The following is a 19,474-nucleotide window of genomic DNA, read 5'->3' as shown; positions in this document are numbered from 1 at the left end:
GGGCATGTCGGGATTTATCCGCTGGTGGGCAGACAACAAGGTCGCTGCCAATCTTCTGATGATCGCCCTGATCATTGCGGGCATCGTCGCCTATCTCCGTATGGAGCGCGAGCTTGAGCCCTATGTCGAATTCCCCGGCGCGGCGATCACCGTTGTATGGCGCGGCGCCTCTCCCCAGGACGTTGAGGAACAGCTCACCGTCCGCATGGAAGAGGCCGTCAGCACGGTGGAGGGTATCAAGGAACTGAGCTCCAGTTCCTATGAAGGCGTCGCTCGCGTGGTCGTGGTCGGCAATGAAGACTTGGACGAAGGCAAGTTCCTGCAGGAACTGAAACGCCAGATCGATTCCATCAGCACATTCCCATCCGCAGCCGAACCCGCTCAGATTCATGTTTTCCGCAATCGGTATGAACTGATGCGCATCGCTGTTTCGGCCGATGAAAGCGTCAGCGAACAGGAGCTGAAGCGTTTTGCCGAAGCCACCCGTCGGGAAATCGGTCTGCTTGGCTATGTGCCGTCGGTAGACCTGTTTGGCGTGCGCAATGCGGAAATCTCGATTGAGGTCTCCGAAGAAGCCCTGCGCCGCTATGGTGTCAGCCTCTCCGAAGTGGCCAATGCGGTCGGCGGAACCTCGGTCAACATCTCAGCCGGTAATGTCCGCAGTGATGGCGGCAATGTCCAGCTGCGCACCCGCTCACAGGCGGACACGCAGGCTGAATTCGAGAACATCATCGTCAAACAGATGCCAAACGGCGCCGTGGTCCGCGTCTCCGACATGGCCAAGGTCATCGACGGCTTTGAGGAAGTGAACCTTCTCGCCACGGTCAACGGCAAGCGTACGATTCTCGTTCAGGTCATGAACGGCCCGAACATGAACATCGTGAAGATGGCGAAGAATGTGCGCGGCTATTACGACGAGGCTGTCAAACACACGCCCCCCGGCATCACGATGACCATATGGCAGGACTCCTCCATCGACTATATGAGCCGCATAAGGCTTATCGGGTCGAACTTCCTGATGGGCCTCGGCCTGGTCCTGATTACGCTCCTTCTCTTCCTGCGCCCGAAGATCGCCATCTGGGTCGCGGTTGGCATCGGTACGGCCTTCGCCGGCGGTCTCGCGCTGCTGCCGCTGATGGACGTCTCATTCAACATGATCTCCACCTTCGCCTTCCTGCTTGTGATTGGCGTGATCGTTGACGATGCGATTATTGTCGGCGAGGCTATTCACTCCCGAACGGAAGACGGCGAAGAAGGCCTGACCGCCGCAATCAACGGCACGACGATGGTCATCAAGCCGGTCATCTTCGCGGTCTTTACAACAATGATTTTCTTTGCGCCGTGGATGATGCTCTCGGGCGGCACCAGCGAGTTCACACGCTCCATTTCGCTCGTCGTCATCCTCGCGCTTACATTCTCGCTCATTGAATCGCTTCTGATACTGCCGGCTCACCTGTCACATCTGAAACCCGCCAGTCGCGACAGCCGTTTCGCGCGCTTCCAGGACACGATTGCCAATTCCATCGTCTGGGTCGCGCGCAACCTCTACCGCCCGCTCATGGTCGCGGCTTTGCGCCAGCGCTACCTGACAGCAGCCATCTTTGTCGGCGGCATGGTGCTCTCCGTCGGCCTCCTGACAAACGGTCTCGTCAAGACGATCTTCTTTCCAGAAACAGAATCCGATCAGATCGCCGTCACGGTTGAGCTGCCCGAGGGCACACCCTATTCCCGCACACTCGAAGTCCTGGCCCAGATCCAGGCTGGCGAGAAAGCGCTCGAAGACGAAATCAATGCCTCGACCAATGGCGAAGGCAAACTGATCGAGAACTGGTACACCCGCTCACGCGACAACAATGTCCTCGCGCTGGTCAAACTTGTGCCGCCCGAAACACGCACGCTCACCGCCAAGGAAACGGCCGAACGCCTGCGCGCCCTCATCGGGGAAGTACCGGACGCTGAGACCATCACCGTCAACTACAAGAATGCCGACACCGACCCGCCGATCCAGTACATGCTCAACTCTACCGACTTGGACGCGCTGAACGCAGCTGCTGAAGATTTGATGTTGAAGCTCCGCTCCTATGACGGCGTCTACAATGTCGTGAACGACGTCCAGAGCGCGACCGATGAAATCCAGTTTGACCTGAAGCCCGGCGCAGAATCCCTCGGCATCACCACCGCCGATGTCGCCCGTCAGGTCCGGCAGGGCTTCTATGGTGAGGAAGTCCAACGCCTGCCGCGCGATGGTGAAGATGTTCGTGTCTTCGTTCGCTATCCGCGGTCTGACCGAGAATCCCTGGATTTTCTCAACAACATCCGCATCCGCACCGCCGATGGGCGTGAGCTGCCACTCTATGCCGTTGCCGACATTCGCTTCGAGAAAGGCATTTCGCAGATCAATCGACGCGAACGCCGCCGGGCCATTGTGGTCAGTGCAGAAGTCGCGGCCGAACGGATTACCGAAATCCGCAACGAACTCGACAACAATTTCTTCGAAAGCTTTGACAAAGCTCATCCACAGGTTCGGCGCGGCAATATAGGCCGGGCACAAGGCGAGGCTGAATTCTTCGCCGAGATCATGACGCTCCTGCTGATCGCAATAGGCGTCGCCTATTTCCTCGTCGCCGTGGCATTCAAGTCTTATGCAGAACCAATCCTCATCCTGCTCGCCGCCATTCCGTTTTGTTTCACCGGGGCCATGGTCGGCCATCTCGTGATGGGTTTCCCGCTCAGTATCCTGTCCTATATGGGCATAATGGCAGCGGCCGGCGTCGCCGTGAACGACAACCTCGTCCTCATTGACTATGTACACCAGCTGCGTGATCGCGGCATGGACGGCGCACAAGCACTGGTCGAGGCCGGTACACGCCGCTTCCGTCCAATCCTGCTCACCTCGCTCACAACCTTTGTCGGCCTCCTGCCGCTGATGCTGGAACGGTCCATCCAGGCCCAGTTCCTCATCCCGATCGGTGTGGGGCTCGCCTTCGGTGTTCTGTTTGCGCTCTTCGTCACCCTATTCTTCGTTCCGGCCCTCTACGGCATCGGGGCCGATATCAAGCGCTTCTTCGCCCATCTCATCACAGGCAAGCACTATCCTGCCTTCGATGCGCAGCTCGATATGAAGGCACTGGAAGAGATCGCCCCTGTTCCAGCGGAATAAAGGCAGGGCCTGACCCCACAACGGAGCTTAGGCCCTTGCCTTCATGGGGCTCATCGCTAAACCCCACGAAATGCTGACCATTTCGAACCTCGACTATCGTATTGAAGCGCGCCTCCTGTTTGAAGGCGCCTCCGCCCAGATCGCGTCTGGCTGGAAAGTCGGCCTCGTCGGCCGCAACGGCACGGGCAAGTCCACGCTGCTGAAGCTGATCCGCGAGGAGATCACGCATCCAACCAATGACGGCTCAATCCGCCTGAATCAGGGCGCCAAGCTTGGCTGGGTCGCGCAGGAAGTCGCCCCGACAGACGAGACCATTCTGGAAGTCGTTCTAGCCGCCGATACCGAGCGCCACGCCCTGATGCAGGAAGCGGAGACGGCCGAAGATCCTATGCGGATCGCAGATATCCACACCCGTCTCGTCGATATAGACGCTTGGTCAGCGGATTCACGGGCAGCTGAGGTCCTCATGGGCCTCGGCTTCACGCAAGCAGATCTTGACCGCCCGACACGCGAATTCTCCGGCGGCTGGCGCATGCGTGCCGCCATCGCGGGCGTCCTCTTCTCTCAGCCTGACCTGCTGCTGCTTGACGAACCGACCAACTATCTCGACCTCGAGGGTGCGGCGTGGCTTGAGGGCTATATCAAGAAATACCCGCACACGGTGCTGATCGTCTCGCACGACCGCGAAATGCTGAACCGCTGTGTTACCCACACGATGGCGCTTGAGCACAAGAAACTCGCGATTGTGCCCGGTGGTTATGACGCCTGGCTGCGCCTTCGCTCCGCCAAATACGCCCAACTTGAAAGCCAGCGCGCCAAGCAGGAAGTCGATAAGGCCCACCTTCAGGCGTTCGTTGACCGCTTTCGCGCCAAAGCGTCCAAGGCACGCCAGGCCCAGTCGCGCGTCAAAATGCTCGAAAAGATGCAGGACATCTCCATCCCGATGGCCGAACGCACGGTGCCGTTCCATTTCCCCGAGCCCGGCGACAAGATGGCCCCGCCACTGCTGGAACTGCGCGGCGCAGAACTCGGCTATGGTACCGATGCCAGCATCCTGCGCGGCGTGACCCTCCGCCTTGATCCCGACGACCGCATCGCCATTGTTGGCACCAATGGCCAAGGCAAGACGACGCTGGTCAAATCCATCGCCGAGCGCCTGCCCCTGATGGACGGCGCCCGTGTGACCCACAGCAAGGTCCGCATCGGCTATTTCTCGCAGGACCAGCTGGACGAGCTCACACCCGGCGAAACCGTGCTCGACCACGTCCGCCACGCCATGCCGAAGGAAACACCGGTCGCCAAACAGCGCTCGACGGCATCCCAAATGGGTTTCAGCCATGAAAAGGTGGAGACCAAAGTTGAAAAGCTCTCCGGCGGCGAAAAAGTTCGTCTGCTACTTGGCCTCATGGCCATGGAGAAGCCCCACATCCTGATCCTAGACGAACCGACGTCGCACCTCGACATCGACAGCCGCGAAGCGCTGATCTATGCGCTGAACGACTTCAAGGGCGCTGTTCTGCTCATTACCCACGATATCTTCCTTGCTGAAGGTACAGCTGACCAGCTCTGGCTCGTCAAAGACGGCAAGGCGGACGTCTATGATGGCGACCTGCAGGATTATCGCGCCCTCGTCCTGCAGGCGGATCGCAACAAATCCGACAACAATCAAAAAAAAACAAAGTCCGAGCCGGTTGAGCCAGCCCCAAAGCTGAACAAGGCCGACCAGCGCCAGAAATCTTCCGAGTCCCGCAAAGCGGCCTCCGGTCTCAAGCGCAAAGCGGACGACGCCGAGAAGCGGCTCGAAAAGATCAATGCCAAAATCGGCGCCATTGATACGGATCTGTCACGCCCCGGACACAGCTCGGAAAAGATCCAGGACCTGCTCCGTCAGCGCGCTGATCTCGCGGCCGAAGCCGAGTCGACCGAGATAGACTGGCTTCAGGCGATCGAGGATTATGAAACGGCTCTTAACGCCTGATCACTGCTGTACGTCCGCCTGCCGCGACCTATTTGTGCTATTAACCACGTTAAGTGAAATTTGTCTGGGCAGGACAACCCGTTCTAAGGGACTGTCGCAATACTACCCCTGTACAAGTCGGGATAAATTGCGCAGTTAGAAATTGAAAAGGCCGCAAAGAATTTGCGGATCGGGAGAGCTTGTTTTCCATTCGGCAGACAAGCTCGCAAGGGACAGACATGGGTGTTTCAGAGAACCTGAAAAGGGCCATCGCCTTCCCACGGGAGCAGGTGACCCTGTCGCATACGCCGCTCAACGGTCTCGCCATTCTCGATTCCGAAGATAGCGCCAACACGTCGGCGAAACCGACGATCCTGCCTCCAATCTATCCCGAATGGCTCGGCGACCGCCTCTTTGCCCACACCCACGGCTGTAGATTCAACTACGTGGTAGGGGAAATGGCCCGCGGAATTGCGACGACGCGAATGGTCGTCGAAGCAGTAAAAGCAGGGTGTGTCGGTTTCTATGGAAGCGCAGGCCTGTCTCCGGATGTGATCGAGGCCGGAATTGCAGAGATAAAATCCCATCTTTCGACCGACCAGACAGCTTGGGGCGCCAACCTGATCCATTCCCCGCAGCAGCCCGGCTATGAAGCACGCGTTGTCGACCTTTTCCTCGCCAAGGGTGTGCGACGTGTCTCCGCCTCGGCTTTCATGAAACTTTCGGTTGATCTGGTTCGATACACCGCCGTCGGACTTTCCCGCGCACCGGACGGCACCATTCATCGAGCCAATCACGTCTTCGCCAAGGTCTCCCGCGCTGAAGTCGCCGAGCCCTTCATGGCCCCCGCCCCAGCCAAAATCCTGCAGGACTTGGTCGCCAACGGCGCCATCACTGCCGAGCAGGCAGAGCTCGCCGCCCAAGTCCCGGTTGCCGCCGAGATCACCGCGGAATCCGATTCCGGCGGCCACACCGACAACCGACCGGCCAGCACGCTCTTCCCCTCTCTCGTCCTTGCCCGCGACCGCGTGGCCGCCCGCACGGGCGTCGACGCCAACGCCATCCGCATAGGCCTGGCCGGCGGCATCTCGACGCCGATGGCCGTCGCCGCAGCCTTCCAGATGGGCGCTGCCTACGTGCTCACAGGCTCCGTGAACCAGTCCGCCGTTGAATCCGGCCTGTCCGAAGCCGGCCGTCGCCTGCTCGCCAAGGCTGGGCCCGCCGATGTCACTATGGCGCCAGCCGCCGACATGTTCGAGCAGGGCGTCGAAGTTCAGGTTCTGAAACGCGGCACACTCTTCGCCATGCGCGGCAAGCGTCTTCATGCCATCTACCGCTCCGGTGCCAGCTACGAAAACCTTCCACAGAAGGATCGCGACTGGATCGACGACGTACTCGGCGAACCGTTCGACGCCGCATGGGCCCGCACCCACGCCTATATCGCGCAGGCCAATCCCGCCGAGGCCAAACGTGCCGAAACGGATGGCAACAAGCGCTTCGCCCTCGTCGCCCGCCGCTACCTCTTCATGGGCGCCCAGTGGGCCCGCGAAGGCACGCCCGGACGCGAGATGGACTACCAGGTCTGGTGCGGCCCAGCGATGGGCGTCTTCAATGAATGGGTTGCCGACAGCTTCCTTGAGCCCGTCGAGAACCGCACGGTCAGGCAGATCGCCTGGAACCTGCTCGAAGGCGCTGCCCACATCACCCGCGCCGGACAACTAAGAGCCCTGGGCCTGCCCGTTGCCCCAACCGACTTCAATTACGCGCCCCGCCAGTTCGCAGACGCCCAATGAGACATATCCATGAGCACTGAGACCCGCACGTCCCCCGAACCGATCGCCGTCATTGGGGTCGGCTCTATCTTCCCCGGCCGGGGCGGCAATACCGGTTTCTGGCGCGATATATTCCAGGGCCGCGACCTGCTGACCGAAACACCCGCAAGCCACTGGCTGATCGAAGACTATTATGACGCCAACCCGCTCACGCCTGATCGCACCTATGGTCGGCGCGGTGGCTTCATCGCTCCCCTTCCATTCGACCCCATGGCTTTCGGCATTCCGCCCAACGCCCTGCAACACACCGACAGCGCCCAGCTTCTCGCCCTCGTTGCTGCTAAGAATGCGCTCGACGACATCCAAAGCACCAATGGCTGCGAGATAGACCTTACACGCACGAGCGTCATGCTCGGCGTCGCCTCTGCCACCGAACTCACGGCCCACATGGCAGGCCGCCTACAGCGCCCCGTCTGGGTCAACGCCCTGCGCCAGTCCGGCATCGGCGAGCCTGAAGTGCAGGAAATCGTCAAACGTATTGAAGCGCATTATATCGAGTGGAAGGAAAGCACCTTCCCGGGCCTGCTCGGCAATGTCGTCGCCGGACGCATCGCCAACCGGCTTGATCTCGGAGGCGCCAACTTTGTCACTGACGCTGCCTGCGCCTCCAGCCTGTCGGCCCTGAACATTGCCGTGCAGGAACTCCGCGCTGGCGACTCCGACACGGTGCTGGCGGGCGGCGCCGACGCGCTCAACGACATTCTCATGTATATGTGTTTCTCGAAAACACCGGCTCTCTCGCCAACAGGCGACTGCCGCCCCTTCTCCGCAGATGCAGACGGAACGATGCTCAGCGAAGGCGTCGGTATTATCGCGCTGCGCCGCCTGTCGGATGCAGAGCGCGACGGCAACCGCATCCACGCGGTCATTCGCGGCATGGGCGGCGGCTCTGACGGAAAGGGAACGGCCATCTACACGCCGCTCCCGTCCGGGCAGGCCCGCGCGATTGAGCGCGCATACGTCCAGGCTGGTTATGGCCCGGAATCCGTCGATCTCGTCGAGGCTCATGGCACTGGCACAAAGGCAGGCGACAAGGCTGAACTGGCTGGCTTGCACCTTGTCTTCGACGGCAAAGGGGACGGCACGCCATGGTGCGCCATTGGCTCGGTCAAATCCCAGATCGGCCATGCCAAGGGTGCAGCAGGCGCTGCCAGCCTGATCAAGACGGTGCACGCCCTCAGCCGCAAGATCCTTCCGCCCACGATCAAGATCGCCGAACCGGCAGACGTCCTGAAGGACAGCAAGAGCTTCTACCTCAATAGCGAAGCGCGCCCGTGGATTTCACCGACCAGTCGTCCGCGCCGCGCCGCAGTCAGTTCCTTCGGCTTCGGGGGCAGCAACTTCCACGCAACGCTTGAGGAATATACCGGCCCGACGGCACTCCAGCCGCCGCGCGTTTTCCCATCGGAACTCTTCCTCGTATCGGCTGGCACGCCAGACGGCCTCGTCGAGCAGCTCGAAACCCTCATTCATACCGAAACAGCAGAAGATGGTTTCGCCGCCCTCGCGGCCACCACGCATGAGGCCTTCGAATCCGATGCCCGCGTCCGTGCCGCCATTGTCGCCGACGACCAGAAAGACCTCGCCGCCAAGGCTTCCCGCCTGATCGGCCAAATCGAATCCGGCACACTTGGCACGGCTCCGCTCGGTGCAGGTATCCACGCCTCCACTACGCCCCCCGAAAACGGCAAGATCGCCTTCCTCTTCTCCGGCCAGGGCAGCCAATATGTCGGCATGGGCTCGGACCTTGCCATGGCCTTTCCCGCTGCTCGCGCAGCCTGGGACATGGCCGCAGGCCACGCTAAGACTGGCCCGCTGAAGCTCCAGCGGCTCGCCTTCCCGTCAGCCGCCTTCGATCAGGTAGAATTCGGCGAGCAGACCCAACGCCTCACCGAGATGCAACATGCCCAGCCCGCCATAGCAACCGTTGCCTTGGCCCAGCTTGCCTTGCTCGAACGCCTCGGCATCGACCCGGACATGGCCGGCGGCCATAGCTTCGGCGAGATGATGGCCCTCCATGTTGCGCGAAGCTTCGACGCCGAAAGCGTCCTCAGCGTCGCGGCCGCACGCGGTCGGCTTATGGCCGAGGCTGCCAAATCCACGCCCGGCGCGATGATGGCCGTGCAGACCGATTCAGAGACTATCGCGCCGATCGTCGCCAAGGTCACCAATGTCGTCCTCGCCAATGATAATGGCCCCAGCCAGGTCGTCCTCTCCGGCCCGGTTGACGCCATCAAGGCCGCTGAAGCAATCTGTATCGAGAAGGGCCTGAAAGCCCGCCGACTTCCGGTTGCAACCGCCTTCCACTCATCCATCGTCCACGCCGCCGTTGAGCCTTTCGCGGCAGAGCTGACGGCCCTGCGCCCGCGCAAACCGAAACTCCCGGTCTACGCCAACGCGACGGCCTCACCCTATAATGTCAAAGCCGCAGACCTGCCCGACGTCATCGCTGGCCAGATCGCCACGCCTGTCCGTTTCCGCGACCAGGTAGAAGCCATGTATGAGGCCGGCGCCCGCCTATTTCTCGAAGTCGGCCCCGGTAATATCGTTACCGGCCTTGTCCGCGATGTCCTCGGGGACCGCCCGTTCCGTGCTGTCTCGCTAGACAACAAGCGCGCCAATGGCCTCAGCCAGTTCCTCTCGGCCGTCGGCGAACTCAGCGTAGCCGGCCAGTCGCTCGATCTTGCCGCCCTCTTCGCTGACACGCCGCCGCCAGTGCCGGCGCCGCCACCATCGAAGCACGCAGTTTACATAAACGGCGCCAATTACGACAAGCCCTACCCGCCAAGGAATGGCGCAGAAGGCCGCGCCGCTCCCAATGTAGCACGGGCTCCGACCCAACCCGCTATCACCGCTGCACCGTCAACACCTCCGCCCACACCGCAACCGGCGCCCGCGCCAACCGCCGCTTCACCCGACCAGACTCCCAGCAGGACTTCTCCCATGACCGACACGCCCCAGACCTATACCGCCCCCGCGCCGGCCTCCTCCTCTGCGGAACGCATCTGGAGCGACGTATCACATGTTCACTCCGAATACCTCGCGACCATGGCGGCTAGCCATACGGCCTTTCTCAATGCGGCCGCATCCCTGCTGAGCGGCCAGCCGGTTTCGCAACAGCCGAGCCCCGCGCCGGTCCAGCGCATCGCCGCGCCGGCCCCCGCTCCTCAACCAACGCCACAGCAAGCGGCCCCTGCGCCTCAACCCGCAGCCCCTGCGCTCGCGCCACAACCCACGCCTGCGCCCAAGCCCTACACGAACGGCGCGGCAGCACCGGCACCACAGCCTGCACCTCAGGCGCCACCACCTGCTCCTGCTGCGCCAGCGCCTGCCTCGGCGCCCAAGGCTGCATCCGGCCAAAGCCCGGTCGAACTCGTCCAGTCCATCGTATCGGAAAAAACCGGGTACCCGGTCGACATGCTGGACGCGGACATGGACCTCGAAGGCGAACTCGGTGTCGACTCCATCAAGCAGGTCGAGATCCTCTCCACCCTGCGCGAACGCATGCCACACCTGCCGGAAATTGATCCCGAACAGCTCGTCGAACTGCGCACAATCAATGCCATCGCCACAATGATCGGCGGATCCACCCCGGCACCCGCACCTTCCGCGCCTGCCCCGGTCGCCGCAGCACCGGCGCCCGTCGCGGCCCCAACCGCTGTCTCAGCGCCGGCCTCCAACGGCAATGGCATCACACCAGACGTTATCCGCGCCCTCGTTGCAGACAAGACAGGCTACCCATCCTCCATGCTCGAAGACGACATGGATCTCGAAGGCGAACTCGGCGTCGACTCCATCAAACAGGTCGAAATCCTGTCGGCCCTGCGCGACCAGCATCCCTCGCTGCCCGAAGTCGACCCGGAAGCCATCGCCGAACTCCGCACGATCCGGAAAATCGCCGATTTTTTCAGCTAGGGGGCGGTGAGGATACGTCCTCAGCTCACCGTTCCCCAGTCATGGTTCAGCCCGTCGCCGCCTATGGCAGCGACGTTTGCCCGGTCCGCTTCACCGCGCCGGAACCGCTGCCAATGGCTAATATTCCAAGCCTCGGCACCGTCGAGATCACCGATGCAGACCCCTCCATGGCTGCAGCCCTCGCCGCCGCAATCGGTGGAAAAGCGACCCGCGTCGCAACGCCATCCGGGACGGCCGACACTGTCATCCTGACAGAGGGCCTGACCAGCCATCCCCCTGCTGACCGCCACTGGTCAGCCCTCGCACAAGCCCGGACCGCCCGCGCGCCCGGCGCCCGCATTGTCCTTCTGCAAAGCACTGAAACGGTCTCCGGGCTGTCCGGCCTCTCTCGCACGCTGCGCAAGGAATGGCCGGGCGTAAGTATGACCGCACTCTCCCTCTCCGCCACGGACGCCGCCACCCGGACCACGCACACACTCGCGGCCCTGACTGCTTCACCAACCGACCGGCTGCTGACCGCTGATGGCCAGTCCCGCGAAACCCACATCTCATCAACGCTGGCACCGCCCACTTCCTCGGCACACACCACCCCAGCCCTATGGCTTGTCACAGGCGGCGCGCGCGGCGTCACCGCCACCTGCGCTATTGAGCTCGCCCGCCGCACAGCAGGCACTTTCCTGCTCGCTGGTCGCTCTGCGCTCAGCCCGTGGCCAGAAGGCGTTGCCCAAACGCAGGACCTGAAGACCCTCCGCGCGGCGCTTGCCCAACAGGCCGTTGCCAGCGGGGAGAAGGTCAAACCCGCCGACATAGACCGCATAGCTCGCGCCGCCCTCGCTGGACAGGAAATACACACCACGCTCACCGCCCTCGCCGCCGCTGGCGCCAATGCCCACTACGTCCAGCTGGACCTGTCCGACACGGCCACGCTCGCACCCGCTATCGCCGCCATTCAGGCCCAACATGGCGCGATCACTGGGTTTGTCCACGGTGCAGGCGTGCTCGCCGACAAACTGGCCATGGAGAAGACCGAAGCTGAAGTCCGCAAGGTCTTCGGGCCCAAAGTCGACGGCCTCCTCGCCCTTCTCGACACCATCAATACGGCCCAGCTCGCCCATGTCGGCCTCTTCTCATCGGCCTCTGCCCTGTTCGGCAACACAGGACAGGCCGACTATGCCATGGCCAATGAGTGCCTGAACCAGCTGGCCCGCCAGCTCCACGCGCAACTCCCCAACGCGCAGGTCAAATCCTTCAACTGGGGGCCATGGGACGGCGGCATGGTCGATGCCGGCCTCGCCGCCCACTTCGCCCAGCAAGGCATATCCCTGATCGGACAAGCCGATGGTGCCCGTATCTTCGCTGATCAGCTGCTCAGCGGCGACCGCAAAATTGTCGAACTCCTCGTCGGCGACGCATGGAGCGGTGCATGACGGCTTTCGAGCCCATCGCCATTGTCGGTCAAGGCTGCGTCCTGCCCGGCGCGCTCTCGCCAGATGCACTCTGGAAAGCCGTCGTCGGCAATGAATGCCTCATCACAAGCGCACCCAAAGGCGCCTTCGGCCTGACCGACGCCGAAGAAGCCGCCTCCCGCTATGTTGCAGGCTTCGTCACCGGCTTCGACACCATCTTCGATCCTACCCGCGCCAAGCTGCCCGGCCTCACTGCCGCTTCTCTCGACCCCGTCTGCCAATGGCCCCTCCACGCCGCCCTGCAAGCGTGGGACGAAGCAGGCAAGACAACTGCCGCTGCAGACAGGCGCGGCGTCTTCCTCGCCAACCTCTCCTACCCAAGCCGCGCCAAGGCCGCTTACGCCGCTGACATCTGGACCAGCGGCAAATCCATCCGCCCCGCCACCGATGCCTTCAATTCCGGCTTCCCAGCGCATATCCTGGCACAAGCCATTTGCGCCACCGGCCCCGTCCTTGCACTCGATGCCGCTTGCGCCTCCTCGCTCTACGCCCTCGAAATCGCATGCCATAAACTCCAGACCTGCCAGATCGACGTCGCCCTCGTCGGTGCCGTCAACGCAGCCGACAACCTCATTCTTCATATTGGCTTCGAAGCGCTTCAGGCGCTCAGCCCCACAGGACGCTCCCGCCCCTTCATCAAGGGCGCAGACGGCCTCGTCCCATCCGAAGGTGCCGTCGCTGTCGTCCTGAAACGCCTCAGCGATGTCGCCCCAGCCGACACAGTCCACGGCGTCATTCGCGCCATCGGCCTCTCCAATGATGGCAAGCGCAAAGGCCTGCTTGCACCCGATGCCACAGGGCAGGCCGAGGCTATGCAGCGCGCCTATGCCGATGCAGGCATCAAGCCCGACAGCCTAGACTTCCTCGAATGCCACGCCACCGGCACCCCCGTCGGCGACAGCGTTGAAATCGCCGCCGCCTCAAGCGTCTTCGGCAAAGATCGCGAACTTCCCATCGGCTCACTCAAGGCCAATACGGGCCACCTGATCACGGTCGCTGGCCTAGCCAGTCTCCTAAAGCTGACGCAGGCCATGGCGAACGAAACCCTGCCGCCCATGCCTCTGAATGGCGAACTGATCGACGCACTTTCCTCCCCAGCCCTTCACCCGCTCTCAACGCCCAAAGACTGGAAAACCTCGGGCAGTCCCCGCCGCGCCGCCATCAGCAATTTCGGCTTCGGCGGAAACAATGCCCACCTGATCCTCGACCAGTACGAGCCCACAACAGGCGCCATTCAGGTTGCCCTACCGGACACCCCAGAAGACGACATCGTCATCTGCAGCGCCGCGCTCATGGCCGGCGCAGACTGCGGCGAGCGCTATGTCCTCCGCCGCCTGATGAACCACCCGGTCACCCCGGCAAAGTCGTGCGAGACCGTAGGCGCCGACCCGCGCCATGCCCGCACGCCGCCCAATGACCTGCTGCAGGCCGAAGCGCAGCAGCTCGCGGTCCTCTCACTTAGCCGCTCTGTCCTCGATAAAGTCTCACGGCCGAATCCCGAACGCGCCGGTGTGTTCGTCGGCATGGGCTGCGCCGCGGACTCCGCCCGCTGGCTACTCCGCGAACGCGTCGCCAACGCGTTCGGCATCACGCCCGGCACACCTGAACATGCGAAAGCGCAGGAAGGCATCGCCCCACCGCTCCAAGCCGCGACCGTCCTTGGCGCCATGGCCAACATGACCGCCAACCGCATCACCTCAGCCGAAGACCTGCGCGGGCAAGGCTATGCCATCTCCTCTGAAGGCGTATCCAGCCTCGCCACACTCGACATCGCCTGCGATGCCCTCCGCGCCGGACGCCTGGACATGGCCGTCGTCGCAGCGGCCGACTTTGCCACAGAGACAGTCGCAAAAACCGCCCTCGCAGGGCTGGGCGCCGAAACCCCGGGCGACATGGCCGCCGCCCTCGTCCTCAAACGCCGCGCCGATGCCGAAGCCGCCGGCGACCCGATTCTCGCAACCCTCGGTCCGGTCGCATGGAGCCCCGCAGCCGAAACCGGCACTTCCCTCATATCCGCCGCCTACGGAGCTGCCCCTGCCGCCTCACCCCTCTTCGAACTGGCCGCCGCCGCGCTGCTCATGGCCCGCGATCAGGTCATCACGCCAGAGGCCGCGATCCCGAACCTGACTGGCGACCCAGCAACGCATACCGTCACTGCGCCCACCACGCGCCTATCGCACGGCGCCAGCGTCTCACTCACCGGCGCCCCACCGCAGCCGAGTCCCGACCCACTTCGCTCCCCGCCACACCTGGTATGGGCCTCCGGCGCCACGCCAGCCTCCCTCGCGAAGAAACTCCGAAGCGGCCGAACCGGCGGCAAAGGCAAGTGCCGCATTGCGCTCCTCGCTTCCGATGAATCCAAACGTGACGCCCTCATAGAATCCGCCGCGAACGCCCTCGAAGCCGGCAACACACCTGAAGGCCCTGGCATTTATTACGGCGAAGGCGAACCCGACGGCGAACTCGCTTTCGTCTTCACCGGCTCCGCCGCCGTCTATCCCCGCATGTCGCGCGGCCTGTTCATGGCCTTCCCGGAACTTGGGAAGCAGCTGGCCACCATTTCTCGCGCCACGGAAATGGCCGCGCTGCTCACACACTCCGGGCTTACCGAATTCGAACAGCTCTGTGCCGGCACACTGGTCAGCCAGGCCCACACGATCCTCCTGCGCGACGTGCTGGGCGTCACGCCAACCGCCGCCCTCGGTCTTTCGCTCGGTGAAAGCAACGCCCTCTTCGCCTTCGGCTTCTGGAAAGATCCCGGCAAGCTCCTCGACGAGATCGAAGACGCTGCCATGTACGAACGCCATCTCGGCGGTGACTTCGAAACAGCGCAGGCCGCATGGGGGCCGAACGTCCCTTCTGACTGGGCCAACTGGCACATCCAGGCCCCGCTGGAAAAGCTGCGCGTCGCCATCGCCGCCCACCCGAATGTCGAGATCACGATCATCTATTCCGCCAATGACTGCCTCATCGGCGGCCCCTCGGCGGAATGCCGCGCCGTCGCAGAATCCCTCGGTCCCCGCGCGGGCGCCGCAATGCACCAGCATCTGATCGTCCACGCCAAGGCCATGAAACCCTTCGAGGGCCAGTGGCGCAAGCTGCACACGCGCCCCGTCTCCCGCGTCCCGGGCATCCGCCTCTACGCCAATGCCATCAATGCCAGCTACACGCCGACCAAGGCACGCGTCGCCGACATGCTGACCCGTCAGGCCGTCGACACGGTCGATTTCCCACCGACCGTTCTGCAGGCGTATGAAGATGGCGTACGCACCTTTGTGGAACTCGGCCCCCGCGCCACGCTCAGCCGCGCCATCTCCAGCATCCTCGGCGACAAGCCCCACGTCGCCGTCGCCACCGACCGGATCGTCGCATCTGACCTCGCGCAAATCGCCCATTTCACCGGCACGCTCTTCGCGGATGGCCGCCACATCAATATTGCCCGCGTCGCCGAAAGGCTCGATGCAGCCCGCAACAATCCCTGGACAGGAACCGACCCCATGCCCCTCACGACACCGGTTCACTATCCGACCCCCAAAATTCCGCAATCGCGCCCGGCCCCAGCAGGCGGCCTGCCACCCGCTCCGGCCCTGCCTGTGCCACATTACGCCCATAGCAGCGCCGTCACAGTCGCGCCTGCACCGCGCCCATGCTCCGCCCCCAAGCCCCGCACGCCCGGCGCCCCGCCCCGCACGCCCGGCGCCCCGCCCCGCAAGGTCGTCTCCGGCAACGAGCCGCTCACCCCGCGCGCGCCGACTGGCCCGGCATGGACACGCCCTGCTATCGAAGCCGCCTCGCGCGGCCTGATGTCAGATTTCTTCGGCCCCGAATTCATCGGACAGGACCAGTTCGCCCGCCAGGTCCGCCTGCCTGCCCCGCCGCTCCTGCTCGTAGACCGCATCACAGGCATCGATGCCGAGGCCGGCGTCGAAAGCCTCGGCGTGATCTGGACCGAGACGGACCTCACCGCCGACGACTGGCATGTTCGGGGTGGCCGTGTCCGCCCCGGCCCGCTGATCGAATGTGGCCAGGCCGATCTCACACTGATCGGCTGGATGGGCGCCGACCTTAAAAACCGCAACGAGCGCGTCTACCGCCTCCTTGGCTGCGAGATCACCTTCCATGATGGCGGCCTGCCCGGCCCCGGCGACACGCTCGCCTTCCAGATCGAGATCACCGGCCACGCCACGCTCGCAGGTGTGCGTATGTTCTTCTTCCAGTATGACTGCATGGTCGGCGACCGGAAGGTCTTCTCCGTCCGTAATGGTCAAGCTGGCTTCTTCACGGACGACGAACTGGCCTCCGGCAAGGGCGTCATCTGGGACGCCGCAACGAACGCGCCATCCATCGCCGCACCGCACCCGTTCGACACGTCGCGCGCCAGCGCCAAGCGCGCCTTTTCTGCAACGGACCTCGCCGCCTTCCGCGCCGGCGACGCCTTCGCCTGTTTCGGCAAGGGTTTTGAATTCTGCGCTGCCCATTCCCGCCCGGCCCACCTGCCGGACGGCCAGCTCGCCTTCTTCGACGAGATCACGGCTTTTGATCCTGCCGGCGGCCCATGGGGACGCGGCTATCTCAAGGCCCGCGCGCATGTGCCCACCGATGCATGGTTCTATCAGGGCCATTTCCACGAAGACCCGTGCATGCCCGGTACGCTCATGGCTGAAGCCGCCGTTCAGGCGCTCGAATTCTACGCAGCCGCCGCAGGGCTCACCATCGAACGCGACGGCTACGTCTTCGAGCCCATGCCCGGCGAAACCGCGAAATTCGTCTGTCGTGGACAGGTCATTCCCGACCGTGCCCACGAAGTGACCTATGAAGTCTTCATCGATGATGTCATTGATGGCGAAAGCCCGGTCCTCTACGCCTCGCTCCTTGCCAGCTCTGACGGAAAGAAAGTCTTCCACTGCCCGCGCTTCGCCATCCGCCTGCGCAAGGACTGGCCGGCGCCCCACACAACCGACACGCCGCTCCGTGTAGGCCCGATGGGCGAAAGCCGGGGCGACCATGCCGCGCTCCTGAACTGCGCCGCCAGCGCGCCCTCCTCAGCCTTCGGCGAACTCTACCGCCCCTTCGACATGGCTGGCCGCGCACCGCGCCTGCCCCAGCCGCCCTATCACATGATGACCCGCGTCACGCAGGTCTCGACCCGTCCCGGCGTCAAGGAAGCGGGCGCCAAAATCACCGCCGAATACGACATTCCTGCAGACGCCTGGTATTTCCGCGACAATGCCAATGGCGCCATGCCCTTCGCCGTCCTCTCCGAAATCGTCCTCCAGCCCTGCGGCTGGCTCGCAAGCCATTGCGGCTTCGCCCTCGAAGGCGGCGAGCGTTTCCGTAACCTCGACGGCGACGGCGAAGTCTTCATGGAAGTCGGCCCGCAAGACGGCACGATCATCGTCGACACGACGCTGACATCCTTTTCCAAGGTCGGCCCGATGACCATCGTTGCCTTTACGCTGAAGGCACGGCTGGCCGATGGCCGACCGGTGATGAACCTAAACACCCAGTTCGGCTTCTTCCCCGCCGCCGCTCTCGTCAGGCAGGCAGGCCTCGCCGTGACGGACGCCCACCGCGCCCTCCTGAACCTCGCCCCGAACCGTGACGGCACCCTGCCGGCCGCCCCTGTCGCCCGCGGCGACCTGCGCATGCTCGACCGGCTCGACTATTTCGACGCCAATGGTGGCTCGGCAGGCCTCGGCCTCGCCCGTGGTCGCCAGTCCGTCGATCCGCACGCCTGGTACTTCAAGGCCCACTTCTTCCAGGATCCAGTTCAGCCGGGCTCACTTGGCCTCGATGCCCTCGTTCAGCTTCTCTCCCACGCCGCCTGCCTCAAAGGCCTCGCAAACAGTATGACGTCGCCGCGCTTCGAGACAGTTGCCGCTGGCGCGCCCGTCAAATGGATGTATCGGGGCCAAGTCGCACCCGACAAACAGGAAGTCACGACAGTGATGGAAATCATGGACATCGCCACCTCCGGCAATCGCACGCTCATTGCCGGCAAGGGCAGTCTCTGGTGCGACGGCCTGCGCATCTACGAGGCAAGCCTGCTGACAATCGCTTTGGAAGATCGCCCCTAGTCGCGCGCCACAGCAACGCTCAGGGCCACGTCACCCTCCCAGCCAGACCAAACGGTATAGGTCACACCCGCCATGTGGATCTCGCGGAGCGGGTGCGGATCTCTGACCAGCCCCTCAACCGGCACCTGCACCGATTTCGCCCCGGCGCGCATTCCGCGTCCCGTGGCTTTCAGAACGGCTTCCTTGATGGTCCAAAGCGTGAAGAAGGCCCGAAGCGTCTGCTCAGGCTCATTTTTCGCCAATGCGAGAAAAGCCGCAGCTTCCGGCTCGCTGGAAACCATGCCCAACATGGCCCGCCAATTGAGGTCCCGCATAAGCTCCACATCTGCGCCGATAGCGAGTCCATCGCCAAGCGCCACAAGCGTCCACCCGCCACTGCGGGAAACGGAAACGCTCCGCTCTGGCACGTTTTTCAGTCGCGGAGCCCCTTCATCTGAGCGGGCAAAGCGCACCTCGTCCGCCCTAATTCCAAGCCGCTCAGCAATCATAACCCGCGCACAGACAAGCGAATCCCGCAGACGACTGGCCGCCCCCTCATCCACCAACTTCGCCACCCGTGCAGCCTCTTCTTCGCGGATTGGGGGAATGGCGTCGCCCAAACATTCCGCCCAGGTTGAGCTGTTGCACAAAGTCGCCTCAATGCTTACCTGTCCTGTCACTACATTCAGGAATGACTGGACAGGCCACAAACGCTTTAAGTTTTCATCCGTTTCCATCACCTATCCCGATCCACCGCACGGCAATATCTGGCTCATGTCTTCCCCAATTAGCCGGTTTAGGACGATTTCTTGCTTCAGATACGGGAATACCTGAGCAGTACGTGTGCAATCCGCCCCAACATCCACCTACAGCATTTGAGCACTTGCAACAAATTGCAAGGTGCAGCATTGGTTACATGGGTCGGTTGTCAGGGGTGTCATTGCAGCATGGTAATGCTGCGCCGCAAAATAACCAAAATTCTCAGTGAAACGAAAGCTGAGGTGAGGCGTAATGCCCGGTTGGAAGGCGCTATCAATAGCGCCAGCAATCTGCTGGGCGTTTTTGTTTGCCTCAGGAAATTCGTAACG

At 63.1% G+C, this 19,474-nt stretch carries 7 protein-coding genes; 6 read left to right on the top strand and 1 reads right to left on the bottom strand.

Features of this window, described 5'->3' with window-relative positions; all coding sequences use genetic code 11:
- Positions 1 to 4: 4 nt before the first annotated feature.
- The 6 genes from V7651_RS12380 (at position 5) to V7651_RS12355 (ending at position 18,407) form a co-directional block, all read left to right on the top strand.
- Positions 5 to 3,160: an efflux RND transporter permease subunit gene (locus tag V7651_RS12380; protein ID WP_035539231.1), complete on the top strand. Its 3,156-nt coding sequence runs from the start codon at positions 5 to 7 to the stop codon at positions 3,158 to 3,160.
- A gap of 70 nt (positions 3,161 to 3,230) precedes the next feature.
- Positions 3,231 to 5,138, top strand: coding sequence for an ABC-F family ATP-binding cassette domain-containing protein (locus V7651_RS12375; RefSeq protein WP_035539310.1), 1,908 nt, complete (start codon positions 3,231 to 3,233; stop codon positions 5,136 to 5,138).
- 218 nt (positions 5,139 to 5,356) lie between these two features.
- A complete protein-coding gene (locus V7651_RS12370; RefSeq protein WP_335592011.1) occupies positions 5,357 to 6,910 on the top strand; it encodes a PfaD family polyunsaturated fatty acid/polyketide biosynthesis protein in 1,554 nt (517 codons plus the stop codon).
- A gap of 9 nt (positions 6,911 to 6,919) precedes the next feature.
- On the top strand, positions 6,920 to 10,864 hold the full coding sequence (locus tag V7651_RS12365; protein ID WP_051624850.1) for a type I polyketide synthase: 3,945 nt from the start codon (positions 6,920 to 6,922) through the stop codon (positions 10,862 to 10,864).
- 113 nt (positions 10,865 to 10,977) lie between these two features.
- On the top strand, positions 10,978 to 12,291 hold the full coding sequence (locus V7651_RS12360) for an SDR family NAD(P)-dependent oxidoreductase (RefSeq protein WP_335613380.1): 1,314 nt from the start codon (positions 10,978 to 10,980) through the stop codon (positions 12,289 to 12,291).
- The gene (locus tag V7651_RS12355; RefSeq protein ID WP_051624849.1) at positions 12,288 to 18,407 is read left to right on the top strand and encodes a beta-ketoacyl synthase N-terminal-like domain-containing protein; all 6,120 of its coding nucleotides are present in this window, start codon (positions 12,288 to 12,290) and stop codon (positions 18,405 to 18,407) included. Before V7651_RS12360 ends, V7651_RS12355 begins: the two co-directional genes overlap by 4 nt.
- Here V7651_RS12355 and V7651_RS12350 read toward each other — a convergent pair.
- The gene (locus tag V7651_RS12350) at positions 18,404 to 19,006 is read right to left on the bottom strand and encodes a 4'-phosphopantetheinyl transferase family protein (RefSeq protein ID WP_162174846.1); all 603 of its coding nucleotides are present in this window, start codon (positions 19,004 to 19,006) and stop codon (positions 18,404 to 18,406) included. The genes V7651_RS12355 and V7651_RS12350 overlap by 4 nt on opposite strands.
- Positions 19,007 to 19,474 lie beyond the last annotated feature (468 nt).

This window comes from Hyphomonas oceanitis (assembly GCF_036964545.1).
Classification (GTDB): domain Bacteria; phylum Pseudomonadota; class Alphaproteobacteria; order Caulobacterales; family Hyphomonadaceae; genus Hyphomonas; species Hyphomonas oceanitis.
The sequence above is the reverse complement of the archived record's forward strand: the minus strand, read 5'-3'. Positions and strand labels throughout refer to the sequence as shown.